Source organism: Pseudomonas salmasensis, assembly GCF_014268375.2.
In the GTDB taxonomy this organism is placed as follows: Bacteria; Pseudomonadota; Gammaproteobacteria; order Pseudomonadales; family Pseudomonadaceae; genus Aquipseudomonas; species Aquipseudomonas salmasensis.
The window spans coordinates 1,218,690-1,233,110 of sequence record NZ_CP077083.1 but is presented as its reverse complement, the minus strand read 5'-3'; the positions used below and the strand labels follow the sequence as shown (position 1 = coordinate 1,233,110).

The 14,421-nt window shown below is 60.5% G+C and carries 9 protein-coding genes; 7 read left to right on the top strand and 2 right to left on the bottom strand.

Translation table 11 applies throughout. The annotated features are described in order from the left end of the window. On the bottom strand, window positions 1-1,236 hold the full coding sequence (locus HU731_RS05110; RefSeq protein ID WP_186608987.1) for a 3-methyl-2-oxobutanoate dehydrogenase (2-methylpropanoyl-transferring) subunit alpha: 1,236 nt from the start codon (window positions 1,234-1,236) through the stop codon (window positions 1-3). A gap of 195 nt (window positions 1,237-1,431) precedes the next feature. On the opposite strand from HU731_RS05110, the gene bkdR reads away from it, so the two are divergent. Next, window positions 1,432-1,920: a Bkd operon transcriptional regulator BkdR gene (gene bkdR, locus HU731_RS05105; RefSeq protein ID WP_003174877.1), complete on the top strand. Its 489-nt coding sequence runs from the start codon at window positions 1,432-1,434 to the stop codon at window positions 1,918-1,920. 554 nt (window positions 1,921-2,474) lie between these two features. Here the strand turns inward: bkdR and HU731_RS05100 are convergent. Continuing rightward, a complete protein-coding gene (locus HU731_RS05100; RefSeq protein ID WP_186608989.1) occupies window positions 2,475-3,338 on the bottom strand; it encodes an MBL fold metallo-hydrolase in 864 nt (287 codons plus the stop codon). 107 nt (window positions 3,339-3,445) lie between these two features. Here HU731_RS05100 and HU731_RS05095 point away from each other — a divergent pair, with 107 nt between their 5' ends. The 6 genes from HU731_RS05095 (at window position 3,446) to HU731_RS05070 (ending at window position 14,308) form a co-directional block, all read left to right on the top strand. Beyond that, the gene (locus tag HU731_RS05095; RefSeq protein WP_003174875.1) at window positions 3,446-3,781 is read left to right on the top strand and encodes an ArsR/SmtB family transcription factor; all 336 of its coding nucleotides are present in this window, start codon (window positions 3,446-3,448) and stop codon (window positions 3,779-3,781) included. A gap of 51 nt (window positions 3,782-3,832) precedes the next feature. Beyond that, the gene (locus HU731_RS05090) at window positions 3,833-5,077 is read left to right on the top strand and encodes an NAD(P)/FAD-dependent oxidoreductase (RefSeq protein WP_186608991.1); all 1,245 of its coding nucleotides are present in this window, start codon (window positions 3,833-3,835) and stop codon (window positions 5,075-5,077) included. Further along, a complete protein-coding gene (locus HU731_RS05085) occupies window positions 5,078-5,884 on the top strand; it encodes a sulfite exporter TauE/SafE family protein (RefSeq protein WP_186608993.1) in 807 nt (268 codons plus the stop codon). It begins immediately after the preceding gene. Window positions 5,885-6,049: 165 nt separating this feature from the next. Then, window positions 6,050-11,332, top strand: coding sequence for an SET domain-containing protein-lysine N-methyltransferase (locus HU731_RS05080; protein WP_186608995.1), 5,283 nt, complete (start codon window positions 6,050-6,052; stop codon window positions 11,330-11,332). 190 nt (window positions 11,333-11,522) lie between these two features. Continuing rightward, window positions 11,523-13,166, top strand: coding sequence for an MFS transporter (locus tag HU731_RS05075; RefSeq protein WP_186608997.1), 1,644 nt, complete (start codon window positions 11,523-11,525; stop codon window positions 13,164-13,166). Further along, window positions 13,163-14,308: an HlyD family secretion protein gene (locus HU731_RS05070; RefSeq protein ID WP_003192298.1), complete on the top strand. Its 1,146-nt coding sequence runs from the start codon at window positions 13,163-13,165 to the stop codon at window positions 14,306-14,308. The genes HU731_RS05075 and HU731_RS05070 overlap by 4 nt, the downstream gene beginning before the upstream one ends. The last annotated feature ends 113 nt before the right edge of the window (window positions 14,309-14,421 follow it).

Sequence of the window (14,421 nt, the reverse complement as noted above, 5' to 3'; positions counted from 1 at the left end):
TCACACCCCCAGCTCTTGACGCTGGCGCTTCAAGTGCTCCGGCATCTCTTTATAGACATCCTCGAACATGGTCGCGGCGCTTGGAATCTGGCCACCGGCCAGGGTGCCGTACTGTTCGGCTTCCTTCTGCGCCTTGACTACTTCGGCTTCAAGCTCGGCACTGACCGCCGCGTGTTCCTCTTCGGACCACTGGCCAATCTTGATCAGGTGCTGCTTGAGGCGGGCAATCGGGTCGCCCAGGGGGAAGTGGCTCCAGTCGTCGGCGGGACGGTACTTGGACGGGTCATCGGAGGTGGAGTGTGGGCCGGCGCGGTAGGTGACCCACTCGATCAGGGTGGGCCCCAGGTTGCGCCGCGCATGCTCGGCAGCCCAGGCCGAGGCGGCGTATACGGCAATAAAGTCGTTGCCGTCCACGCGCAGGGAAGCGATGCCGCAACCGACGCCACGTCCGGCGAAGGTGGTGGCTTCACCGCCAGCGATGGCCTGGAAGGTGGAAATTGCCCACTGGTTGTTGACCACATTGAGGATCACCGGCGCGCGGTACACGTGGGCGAACGTGAGGGCGGTGTGAAAGTCCGATTCCGCGGTGGCGCCGTCGCCGATCCAGGCCGAGGCGATCTTGGTATCGCCCTTGATCGCCGAGGCCATGCCCCAGCCCACGCCCTGGACGAATTGGGTGGCAAGGTTGCCGGAAATGGTGAAGAAGCCCGCCTCCTTGACCGAATACATGATTGGCAACTGGCGGCCCTTGAGCGGGTCGCGCTCGTTGGACAGCAGTTGGCAGATCAGGTCTACCAGCGGCACCTCGCGGGCCATCAGGATGCTTTGCTGGCGGTAGGTGGGGAAGCACATGTCGTCGATGTTCAAGGCCAGGGCCTGGGCGCTGCCGATGGCTTCTTCGCCAAGGCTTTGCATGTAGAACGACATTTTTTTCTGACGCTGGGCGACCACCATGCGGTTGTCGAAGATGCGCGTCTTGAGCATGGCGCGCATGCCGCGGCGCATGATCTCGGTGGAGACACCCTCGGCCCACGGCCCGAGCGCCTGGCCCTGGTCGTCGAGCACGCGGATCAGGCCCTTGGCCAGGTCGGCGGTGTCGGCCGGTTCTACGTCGATGGCGGGTTTGCGTACCAGGCCGGCGTCGGTCAAACGCAGGTAGGTGAAGTCGGTCTTGCAGCCTGGGCGGCCCGAGGGTTCGGGAACGTGCAGGCGCAGCGGTGCATACGGCTGGGTCATGGCTTTCTACGCTCTATCTTGTGAATTTCTTGTAGTGGGCGCGCTAGCTGACAGTCAGTCTTCGGGTAGAAGAAATCTTGTCCTACAACAATCATAGGCGTGGCGTAGAAGAATATTTATCTCTGTTTCATTGCGTCGTCGGCCATTTGCGGATAAAAAAACTGCATAAACATAATAAACAGGTGATTTTGTCTCATGCGCAAACTGGACCGTACCGATATCGGCATTCTCAACGCCCTGCAGGAGAATGCGCGGATCACCAATGCCGACCTGGCCCGCTCGGTCAACCTATCGCCCACACCGTGTTTCAACCGGGTCAAGGCGATGGAAGAACTGGGGTTGATTCGGGAGCAGGTCACGCTGCTGGATGCTGATTTGCTGGGGCTGCACGTGAATGTGTTCATCCATGTGAGCCTGGAGAAACAGAACGAGCTGGCGCTGCAGCAATTTGAAGGGGCGATCTCGGACCGGCCGGAGGTGATGGAGTGTTACCTGATGGCCGGAGATCCGGACTATTTGATTCGCGTGTTGGTGCCCACGATTCAGTCGCTGGAGCGTTTCATGATGGATTTTTTGACCAAGGTGCCGGGGGTGGCGAACATTCGCTCCAGCTTTGCCTTGAAGCAGGTGCGCTACAAAACCGCATTGCCATTGCCAGCCAACGGCATCAGCCTGGGTTCCTGATTCAATACGGGGCAAAATGTGGGGCTTGCCTGCGTGCCAGCTGACGTCAATCTACCTGACACTCCACGATCCAACTGTGGGAGCTGGCTTGCCTGCGATGACGGCCTGCCAGCCTACACCTATGTACCTGACACCCCCGCAATCCAACTGTGGGAGCGGGCTTGCTCGCGAAGGCGGTCTGACAGTCAACACAGTTGGATTGTGTACATAGCCATTGCTGCGGTAACGGCCACTTAGGGTTCCGCTCTGACAGCGGGTCACTTTTGGAAAAGAGCCCCAAAAGTAACCAAAAGGGCTCTTGCCCCACCACTCGGCACCTCGCTTGGGCTCGGTGTGCCCGTAATCCGCCAGTGATTTGGGGGGCCGCCGCCACGCGCCATCCATGGCGCGGGGCGGCTAAACCGGCATCCCTGCCGGTTTACCCCCCAAATCCCTGTCGAATTCCGGCCAGCGTGGTTTGACGGGGCGCCTAAGATCAAGATCAAAAGCAGAGCAAGAGCAAGAGCGACTCGCTTCGCATCGTGGTTACCGTTGATCGCTACAACGCTGTGCTTCTAGAGTTGGTTGAGGGGGATTTTCAGGTAGGTCACGCCGTTCTCTTCTGCCGGCGGCATATTTCCCGCTCGCACATTTACCTGTATCGCCGGCAGCAACAAGGTCGGCATCCCCAACCCTGCATCGCGCTGGGTGCGCATCTGGACAAACGCCGCTTCATCCACGCCATCATGCACATGAATATTCCCCGCCCGTTGTTCCGCCACGGTGGTCTGGCACTTCGCCTCTCGACCTTCGGGTGGGTAGTCATGGCACACGTACAGCTTGGTGTCTGAAGGGAACGCCAGCAGCTTGCGCATCGACGCGTACAACTGCCGTGCGTCACCACCAGGGAAATCGCAACGGGCGGTGCCGACGTCGGGCATGAACAGGGTGTCGCCCACCAGGATCAAGCGGCCGTCGATCAGATAGGCCATGTCGGCGGGGGTGTGTCCGGGTACGTGCAGTGCCTGGGCCTTCAAGTTGCCGATGTGAAAGATTTCATCCGGCGCAAACAGGTGATCGAACTGCGAGCCGTCCACGCGAAATTCCGGCTCCAGGTTGAACAGGTTCTTGAACACTCCCTGCACCTTGCTGATGGATTCGCCGATCGCGATCTTGCCGCCCAGGGTGCGGCGCAGGTAGGGCGCGGCGGACAGGTGGTCAGCATGGGCGTGGGTTTCCAGCAGCCACTTCACGTGCAGGCCATGCTCGCGCACAAAGGCAATCACCTTGTCGGCTTGCGCCGTGTCGGTGCGCCCGGACGCCGGGTCGTAATTGAGCACCGAGTCGACAATGGCGCAAGGGCCGCCATCGGCTTCATAGACGACATAGGTGTAGGTCGACGATGCGTCATCCAGAAAGGCTTGAATCAACGCTGGCATGGCGGCCGCCTCTGTTAGGAAAAAGTGTTGAAGAAAAAAGTGGTTACAATCAGTTTACGTTTACACATAATGTTTTGAGCTTAAGTGACATAAAGGACCCGAGGCAAATGGAATCTACGTTGAGTGAGGGCGAGGTCGCCCAGTTGCGTGCATCGGCGTCCAAGGCCTGTGCCTTGCTCAAGGCTCTGGCCAATGAAGACCGCTTGTTGATCCTGTGCCAGTTGACCCAGGGCGAGCGCAACGTCGGTGAGCTGGAAGCCCTGACCGGCGTACGCCAGCCCACCCTGTCACAACAGTTGGGCATCTTGCGCGATGAAGGGTTGGTCGCCACCCGTCGGGAAGGCAAATACATTTTCTACGGGCTGGCCAGCCACGAAGTGATTCAAGTGATGAAGACCCTGTCCGGGCTGTATTGCGGCGCGGTCATAAAAAGCTGGGCGTGACGCCATCCGGCAGCGACCCTTGTGTGCATTGACTCAAAAAGGCAGTAGACAATGACCGAACAACACTGGGGACCCACCATCAGTGGCGATATCGTAGTCATCGGCGGCGGCTCGGCAGGCATCGGCCTGCTGGCCAGCCTGCTCAAGCGTGACCCGCACCTGAACATCACCCTCATCGAACCTAACGACTACCACTGCTACCAGCCGGCCTGGACCCTGGTCGGCGGCGGCGCCTACGACCTGCACAAGACCCGCAGGCCCCTGGCCGACGTGCTACCCAATGGCGTCAGCTGGGTGCAGGCCGCCGTCAGCGAAGTGCTGCCCGATGAAAGCACCCTGGTGCTCGACAGTGGCCAGCGCGTCACCTGGAAGAACCTCATCGTCTGCCCCGGCCTGCGCCTGGCCTGGGAAAAAATCGAAGGCCTGCAAGACACCCTGGGCCAACACGGCGTCACTTCCAACTACGGCTATGAGCACGCCGCCTACACCTGGCAGTTGGTGCAGCAGCTCAAGGGCGGCAAGGCGTTGTTCACCCAGCCGGCCATGCCGATCAAATGCGCCGGCGCGCCGCAAAAAGCCATGTACCTGTCCTGCGACCACTGGCTCAAGCAGGGCAACCTCAAACACATCGACGTCGAATTCAACCTGGCCGGCGCCGCGTTGTTTGGTGTGCCGACCTTTGTGCCGCCCTTGATGAAGTACGTGGAAAAATACAATGCGCGCCTTGCGTTCAATTCCAATCTGGTAAAGGTCGACGGCCCGGCGCGCAAAGCCTGGTTTGAAGTCAAGGACGCCGAAGGCAACGCGACGGTCGAAGAGAAAACCTTCGACATGCTCCACGTAGTACCGCCGCAGGTCGCCCCGGATTTTATCCGCGAAAGCCTGCTCGCCGACGCCGCCGGCTGGTGCGAAGTGAACCCCCACAGCCTCCAGCACCTGCGCTACCCGCACATCTTCGGCCTGGGCGATGTATGCGGCACCACCAACGCCAAGACGGCGGCAGCGGTGCGCAAGCAAATCGTGGTGGTGGCCGAAAACCTGCTGGCCCTGCGCAAGCAGGCGCCATTGCCGCTCAAATACGACGGCTACGGTTCATGCCCACTGACGGTGGAGAAGGGCAAGGTGGTGCTGGCCGAGTTCGGCTATGGCGGCAAGTTGCTGCCGACTTTTCCTCTCGACCCGACGCAGGCGCGCCGTTCGATGTGGTTCCTCAAGGCCACGCTGCTGCCGTGGTTCTACTGGAACGGCATGCTCAAGGGCCGCGAGTGGCTGACCCGTCTGAGCAAGGTGGGCTGAATGCTGCTCGCCAGTCTGTTAGGGGTATTGATGGGCCTGGTCATGGGACTGACCGGCGCGGGCGGCGGCATCCTCGGGGTGCCGGCGCTGGTGCTGGGACTAGGCTTGACCATGACCCAGGCCGCGCCCGTGTCATTGCTTGCGGTGGGCGCGGCGGCGGCGGTGGGGGCCATCGATGGTTTACGCCATGGCTTGGTGCGTTACCGCGCCGCGTTACTCATCGCGTTGCTCGGCGCACTGTTTTCGCCGTTGGGCGTGTTCCTCGCCCACCAACTCTCGGAACCGGTGCTGATGGGCCTGTTCAGCGCGCTGATGGTGCTGGTGGCCTGGCGCATGCTGCAACGGGAAAAGCGCGAGGCCGGGCCGAGTGACCATGGCTCGGCGTCGTGGGGGCAGAAGAACTGCATGCTCAACCAGCAGACCGGGCGCCTGGCCTGGACCGCCAAATGCAGCGCCACCCTCGCAGCGTTGGGGGCGGTGACCGGCGCCGTGTCGGGGTTGCTGGGTGTGGGTGGCGGCTTTCTGATCGTGCCGGCGTTCAAGCAACTGACCGACGTGCAGATGCGCGGCATCGTCGCCACTTCCCTGATGGTGGTCAGCCTGCTGTCGCTGATTGGCGTGGCAGGTGCCTTTCATGCGGGCGTGAGTATCGAACCAGTGGGCTGGGGGTTTATCGGCGCGAGTATCGTCGGCATGTTGGCGGGACGGCGGTTGTGTTCGGTGATTCCTGCGCGGGCCTTGCAAGTGGGGTTTGCCAGTTTGTGCGTGGTAGTGGCGATTGGAATGTTCATTAACGCCTTGCGCTGAGCCCGTTCCGGCGATCAGTACGATCATCGGCGATTGCCCGTGAGGGCACTGTCACAAAGTCTTGTACTTGGCCAGGAACTGCTCACTGAGCGTTGACACTCAGTGAGCTTGCGCAAGCGCCAACGCGCGCTTTGGCTGATTCTTGACACTGGACAGGTCGCTTTCATGACAAACGTTATCGCTGCACGTACGCACTTTTCGCTTCCACTGCCTGCAGCTGAACATCGGCCCGCGCCTGTGACCGATGATACGTTGCTGCCCCAGCGCCCCAACCAGGATCTGCCGTTATCCAGCAACCCTGTCCTCTCACTGGGCGCTCTGGGAGGGGCATTATCCTGGCCGATCCCCTTGAGCGCGGACGAGCAGCGGCGCTTGCGTCTGATTACCCTGAATCACGCACACCACCTGGGCGACCAGCCGCTGGTGATGCAAACCGACGGCGGCGTGCTGGAGTTCCTGCGCTATCGGCAGCCGCTGCCGGCAGAAGCGGGGAACGACCCAGCAAAAATACTCGAAGCACTGGTCAATTCCCCGCAAGGGCAACGGATGGGCAAAGTGCTGCAGCAAACCATGCAAGGCATTGACAGCGAAAGCAGCGCAAGCGATTACCTGCTGGCGGCCATCGTCCTGCAGATGGACCCTGAGTCGATCACCACGCCTGATCGCACCAGCGTAGCCGACTTCGACTTGGGCAGTGATACGCATGCCGGGCTCCATGCTTGCACGGTCGTTGCCGGCTTGGCCGAACATTTGAGTCGTACGGGCAAAACCAGTGCCGCACTGGCAAGCGTCGGCGCGTACCTGTTGTTGGCCAAGGCAGCACCGCAGTTTTTGATCAAGGATATTCCTGCGACGGTGAAAGTCGGCAGCCAGGCGTGGGCCAGCCTGACGATTGCCGCAATGGCGATTGAGGCGCAGACACCGGGCAAAGTCCCCGGCATGACGTTCGCCCAGGTCATGAGCGATGCGCAAGAAGCGCGGCGGATTGCCCCAGCAGTTACCCAAGCGGTAGAAACGCGGGCTTTGCTGGATTGGGCCGTGGCGAGTGGCGAGCTCACAAAAAGACCGGATGGCGACTATCTCCCTGCGCAACTTGAATCGGCAAGAGCCGCATTCAACGCGCAGTTGGACACCCGGCTCGCCGCCTCCCAGGCACTGGACAACCCATTGCCCACGCGAAAAGAGATTGCACTGGCCAGGCTCAAGGAGCGATTTGGCGACCTTGGCGCGTTTTTCGAAGAAAAAGTATTCGCGGTTGATCAGCACTACGTGGTGATAGAAGGGGGACGGTTTTCGCTATTGGATATCGCCATGATCGACTGGCTGGAATACCGGCCCTTCAAGGCACATGAACCCAGCAGTTCGCTCAAGGGCAAGGACCTGCAAAGGGTATTAAAGGCTTTGAACGCCAACCGGCATTTTGGCGTGCCGGCTGAATTCGACCGGCAGTTCAGCCGTGCGATCAAGGAAAAAAAAGCCGCCGTCAATACAACGGTCAGGCACATGATCTCGCAACTGCCCTTGGAGGATCGCCAGCGTCTGGAGTTTGGAAAAATCAGCTTTTTCCAGGAAGGCTCATACGTCATGGATGGTCATTTCAATAACACGTACGGTCCAAATAAGCCGGGACTGCTGGTCAAAACTGAGCTGCAAGGTGCTTCGCACGCCTACGTCATCGACTTCAACAAAGGCACGATTGAAAGGGCGAGCCTTTACGATGCGAAGATCAAGGAACACAGGAACGGCAACAGGGTTTCAACGACCAAAGCGTTCAGCCCCAGCCATAAAGCCGATGATCTGGGCCGTGAGCGACCGCTGAGTCACTCACCCTGCAATAGCTTTACCAGCGCGCGATCCGAGGCGATCGGCATGGCCTTCGTGGAACATCTGGATCTCGATGCCCCTGCTATCAAGCAACAAGCCCGCGGGCAGACTGCCCTGGACACGGCGAACGCACAGTTGAGCGAGTTTTTGTTGAACCTGATCCCGTTCAGGTCCGCCATCGTCAACTTTCAGAGCGGCCAGTACGGCGCAGGCGCATTCGATCTCTTGCTGGATGTTTTCGGCTTTCTGACCACTGGCGCCGCTACGGCCGGAAAACTGCTCAAGGTCGGCCGCTCTGCGTTGTCCACCGGCGCCAAGGCACTGCGGGCCGCCAAGGTCGTGGGTGTGGCGGCCATTGAGGTGCTCAACCCCGTGGGCGGGGTGGGTGATTTACCTCGGTTGGTGGCTTCCGGTGCTCTTTATGTGCTGTCCAAAGGCGTCAAGGCCGTCAACAAGCTAAGAGGCGCCACGGGCAGTTACGACGTGTTGAAAAGCATCAGCAAACAGTATGAAGCCGCTGCAACAGGCACCGTCAAGGTGGCAGGCCAGACGGTGGAGGGAGCCGCGGTGCTCAAGGGTGGCAAGTGGTATGCGTTCGATGCCGATACGATGCGGCCTTATGGCAGCCCGCTGGAAGAGTTCAAGGCCTCGACCCAAGCTGTCGCCGGGGAGGTGGACACGGCGCACCTCGATCAGTTGAGTGAGCTGAACCATGAGTTGTTCGGACACTTCAAGGTGCCCGAGTCCGAAATCGCGGGGCTGACACGCAATAGCCAGGGCGTGTATGTCGCCACCGATGGGCACGTGTCGCACATACGCCATACCGACAGCAACGGTGAAACAGCGGTGTACGAGGTTCGCCAGGTCACTCGCACCGAAGAGGGGGGCGTGCAGGCGCGGATTTATCACAACAACCGACAAACCGAATTGTTGGTCCAGCATGTACAGGGTGACGAATGGCAGCGCCTGGGGGCGCCCGGTGGAGGGCAGGTTACTGCTGAACACTTGAGGGCCTGGGAGGCATTGTCACCTGCGCAACAGACAAGCCTGACCCGCAAGGGCTTTGCCAAAAAGAATAACCTGCCCCAGAAAACCTTCGAGTTTTTTGTCAAAACAGACGGTCAGTTAAGCGATAGCGGCGTGCTCGTGCGTAATCGCCCCGCCAACACTTTTTCCGAAAAGGTGACCGGAACGCATGTGCGTGATTGGCAAAACATGACGCAAGCGCAGCGTGACGAAATGACCCAGGACGGATTTGCCGTTCTTCATAATCTTCGACCGGGCACCTTCAAAACGTATGCGCGTAAGGACGGTACCCTGATGAGTCGCGGGGAAACGCTGATTAACTCCTCCGTTCCCACCAAAAGCAACCAGATTACCGATGACCATTTACGCCAATGGGATGAGCTTTTCAGGCAACCCGGCAACGCTTTGACGTCAGCGCAGTTCGTGAGCCAGCACGGGCTCAGTCAACGTAGCTGGGCGCAGTACGTGAAGGCCGATGGCTCCTTGAAAGAGGCGGGTACGCAGCGACTGGAGCGGGCTCGGCAAAACGCCGCACTGGTGTCTGGCGTTCAGCCCCGGCCCTGCATAGCTGAGCATTTGCGCGACTGGCAGGCGTTGTCTTTCGAGCAGCAGCAAAGCCTTTCTCGCGCAGGCTTTGCTCGGCAGAAACACATCCACCCCCGAGTTTTTGAGCGCTATGTGCAACCTGACGGGCAACTGACCGTCATCGGCGTGGCGGTGCGCGATCGCGCGCCCAACACACCCTTTTATGGGGTGACTGAAACCCATATCCGTGATTGGCAAGACATGCCACAGGCAGAGCGTGACGCATTGACTCTCGAAGGTTTTGCCGAGATGTATCACGTGAATCCGGGCTCGTTCAAAACGCATGTGCGGCGAGATGGAAGCCTGGGCCGCGTTGGCAGAGAGTTGATGGACAGGGTAGCCGGTGTTGTCCCTGGCAAGATTACCGATGACCATCTTCGCCAATGGAAAGCGCTCGCCGATGACCCGGATAATGTGGTCACGCAAGCGCAGTTCACCCGCGAGAACGGGCTCCATCCAGGCACGTGGAGAGACTGGGTCAACGTGGACGGGTCTTTGAAAAAGAACGCTACGAACCGTCTGGAGCGAGCCGCACTGGGCCCCATGGTTCATGCGCCGAGGGCGGTCATGGAGGTGATCACGGCTCAACATCTGCGCGAATGGGAGGCGTTGCCGCGTGCTCGACAGCAGAGCGTTACCCGTAAAGGCTTTGCCCGACAAAAACATATATCGCCAAGAACCTTTGACTATTACGTGCAGCCTGACGGCAAATTGAGCCCTACCGGCGTGCTCGTGCGAGATCGTGCGGCCAATACGCCGGCCGAAAGGGTGACCGAACTACATATCCAAGCGTGGCAAAATATGACGCCGCAGGCGCGTGAAACCATGACCATGGAAGGTTTCGCCGGCCAGCATAACCTTAGCGTGCATGGGTTAAGAGCCAACGTACGGACTGATGGCAGCCTGTCGGCCGCTGGCGAAGCTTTGCTGAAAAGCGCAGCCGATGGCTCTTATCGCAGGATCACCACTGACCTTTTACGCCAGTGGCAACTGCTTGCTGGCGATGCGGACAACGCCGTCACACAGGCGCAGTTCCTGCAACAGCACAGGCTCAGTCCCGACCTTTGGAAAAAGTACGTTAAAGCCGACGGCTCCTTCACAGCGATGGCCTCGCAACGTCTTGAACGCTTGCAGCAAAGCACCGGGTCGCACATGACACCTGAGATACTGGCGGCAGATACCCCACGAAAACGACCCGCATCAGAGCCTTTGGACTCGCCGCAACCCAAGGTTGCGGATCTGACCCCGCGCGCGCAAACACCACAGAGCGTAGAGGCTGCGGGCTCTTCTTCGGCAATCCCGCCCGTTGTTATCAAGGTTGAGCCGAGCGACTTCCCGACATTGCCCCCTCATCAAATCGACAACACGCTGCCGATTCTGCAGGACCCGACCAACCCCAGGCTCAGTTTGACCCAGTCCCTGGAAGGTCCCATCGATGACATCCGCATTGCCTATTGGAATGGCGTGCTGGACGGCCTTGATAGCCCGACAAAAGCGCGGGTTTCCGCCCAGATCAAGGCGTCGATAAAAGACTGGCTGCGCACCGAAGGCCAGCACCAGTCTCGGTTTGATGAAGTGCTGGAGGTGGTTACGCCACTGGACGATGGAGGGCCGGCTCGTGGCGCTTCGGTGTGGGCACGACGCGATATTCCCCAGTTTGAAGTGCTTGGCCCGTATGCGGGCAAGTTCCATGCCTCAGAGGCGTCGTTGTTCGAAGAGCAGCGCAAGCAAGGCTCGCGGGCGGTGCTGACTTACCTGTTCGGCACACGTTCGCTCGAGCGCACGGTGAGTGGGCTGCATACGGGCAACACCCTGAGCCTGATCAATACCTCGCAATTGGGTACTGGGCCAGCCTGGAAATCAAACAATGTCGTGTCGATTTCGGTGGGAAAAAACCTGACGTTCTATGTGGCGCTCAAGGACATCAAGAAAGGGGAAGAGTTACTGCTGGACTATGGTCCGTTCTACAAGCCGGTGCCTGATATAGCGATCAAGCCGGACCCTGATCGCTGAGTTCAAGCGCTGGGCATACAGGCCGAACGCAGGGGCAAGACAAATGAGCGCAGGCAGGGGACGCCATTTGACTGTGCCCCCTGGTCGACCAATTGCGTCCTCAAGATGGCAACATGAACGCCTCTCAGGTTACTGTTCCTCTGTGTAACGGATTCACCGGCCTTGCACCCCGGCTTACCAAGGTCACCGAATGGATAAATACACCCCCCACACCTGGCAACCCCACGAGCGGCCGAGCCTGCCTGGCTCGCCGTCGACGCCGCTGCACCCTACGCATAAGCGCTGGCTCTTCGCGATGGTTGGCGTGCTGGTGGCAATTACCGGCGGCCTGGGTAACGCCCTGGTTATCGCCAACCTGCAATACCTGCAAGGCGCCCTGGGCGCGACCACTGCGGAAATGGCCTGGTTGCCCGCCGCCTATGTGATGACCAACGTGTGCATGAACCTGCTGCTGGTGAAGTTTCGCCAGCAGTTCGGCCTGCGCGCGTTTACCGAGGTGTTCCTGGTGCTCTACGCGCTGGTGACCTTCGGGCACTTGTTCGTCAATGACCTCAGTTCGGCGATTGCGGTACGGGCCGCCCACGGCATGGTGGGCGCGGCGCTGAGTTCGTTGGGCTTGTACTACATGATCCAGGCGTTCCCGGCCAAGTGGCGGTTGAAAGCGTTGGTGTTGGGGCTGGGCACCGCGCAATTGGCGCTGCCCCTGGCGCGGCTGTTTTCCGAAGACTTGCTGCAAATCGCTGAATGGCGCGGGCTGTATTTGTTCGAACTGGGCCTGGCGCTGATCTGCCTGGGTTGTGTGTTCCTGCTCAAGTTGCCGCCGGGCGATCGCTTCAAGACCTTTGAAAAACTCGATTTTCTCACCTTCGCCATCCTCGCCAGCGGCGTGGCCTTGCTCTGCGCGGTGCTGTCTTTGGGACGGATTGACTGGTGGCTGGAAGCGCCGTGGATCGGCGTGGCCTCGGCCTGTTCCCTGGTGCTGATCATGGCCGGGCTGGCCATCGAGCATAACCGTAGCAACCCCATGCTGATGACGCGCTGGCTGGGCAGCGGCGTGATGATCCGCCTGGCGTTGGCGGTGGTGCTGATTCGCATGGTGCTGTCTGAGCAGTCCACCGGTGCGGTGGGGTTCATGCAGATGCTGAACATGAGCTACCAGCAGATGCACACCCTGTACGTGGTGATGCTGGCCGGCGCGATTGCCGGGCTGGTGGTCAGCGCGCTGACGATCAACCCGGCGCACTTGCTGATGCCGCTGATCATCTCCCTGGCGCTGATGGCGACAGGTTCCGTGATGGACAGTTTTTCCAGCAACCTGACCCGCCCGCAGAACCTCTATATCAGCCAGTTCCTGCTAGGCTTTGGTGGCACATTCTTCTTGGGGCCGACTATGGTGCTGGGCACCAAAAACGTGCTGACCAACCCGCGCAACCTGGTGAGCTTCTCGGTGATGTTCGGGATCTGCCAGAACCTCGGCGGCCTGATCGGCGCGGCGTTGCTGGGCACCTTCCAGATCGTGCGCGAGAAGTACCATTCGAGCATGCTCGTCGAGCACCTGACCCTGATCGACCCGCTTGTGGCGGCGCGGGTGCAGAGTGGTGGGGCGGCCTATGGCAAGATCGTCGCCGACCCGGAACTGCGCAACCTCATGGGCATCCGCAGCCTGGCCACGGCGGCCACCCGTGAGGCGAACGTCATGGCTTACAACGATGTCTTTATGCTGATCGCGATTATCGCGATCCTGACCATGCTGTGGATCTTCACCCGCAGCCTGTGGCTGATGAGTACCACCAAGGCAACTCCTCCTGTTCAACCCAGCGGCGCAACTTCATGACCGAACCTTCAACCACCACCACGACCGCCATTGCCGCCACGCCGGAAGGCAGCACGCCACCGGGCGCGGTGCCCACCCAATTGCGGCCCTTGCGCGTGCGGATCATCTCGTCCCTGGGCTTTGCCGCCATCGCCATCATCGGTGTGCTGATCGTGCTGTACGCCTGGCAACTGCCGCCGTTCAGCAGCGCGGTGGAAACCACCGAGAACGCCCTGGTGCGTGGGCAGGTGACGATTATCGGCCCGCAGCTCAGCGGCTATGTGTTCGAAGTGCCGGTGCAGGACTTCCAGTACGTCAAGACCGGCGACCTGCTGGTGCGCCTGGACGACCGCATCTACAAGCAGCGCCTCGACCAGGCCCTGGCGCAACTGGCGGTGCAGAAGGCCTCGTTGGCCAACGTGGTGCAGCAACGCAACAGCGCCGAAGCGACCATCAAGCTGCGCCAGGCCGCGCTGGTCGACAGCCAGGCCCAGGCACGCAAGAGCACTGCGGACTTGCGCCGCAATGAAGAGCTGATCAGCGATGGTTCGGTGTCCAAGCGCGAACTGGACGTGACCCGTGCCGCCAACGCGCAGACCATCGCCGCCGTGGCCCAGGCCCAGGCCAGCCTGGAAATCGCCCGCCAGGATCTGCAGACGGTGATCGTCAACCGCGGCTCCCTGGAGGCAGCCGTCGCGAGTGCCGAGGCGGCGGTGGAACTGGCGCGCATCGACCTGTCCAATACCCGCATCACGGCGCCACGGGATGGTCAGCTCGGGCAGATCGGCGTGCGCCTGGGCGCCTACGTCAATTCCGGCGCGCAACTGATGGCGCTGGTGCCCAAGCAGTTGTGGGTGATTGCCAATATGAAAGAAACCCAGATGGACAACGTGCAGGTCGGCCAGCCAGTGACCTTCACCGTGGACGCGCTGAACCACCGCAAATTCCATGGCACGGTGCAGCATATTTCCCCGGCCACCGGTTCCGAGTTCAGCCTGTTGCAGGCGGACAACGCCACCGGCAACTTCGTCAAGATCGCCCAGCGGGTGCCCGTGCGCATCACCGTGGACCCGGACCAGGCCGAGAGCGAGCGCTTGCGGCCGGGGTTGTCGGTGGTGGTGAGTATCGACACGGCCGGGCGCCTGAAAAACAGCCCGCCCTGACACTGACGCATGTTCCAACTGTAGGAGCGAGCTTGCTCGCGAAGAACTAACAGGCGCCGCGTTCATTCAGGAAACATGCGTTATCGTTGACGTTTTTCGCGAGCAAGCTCGCT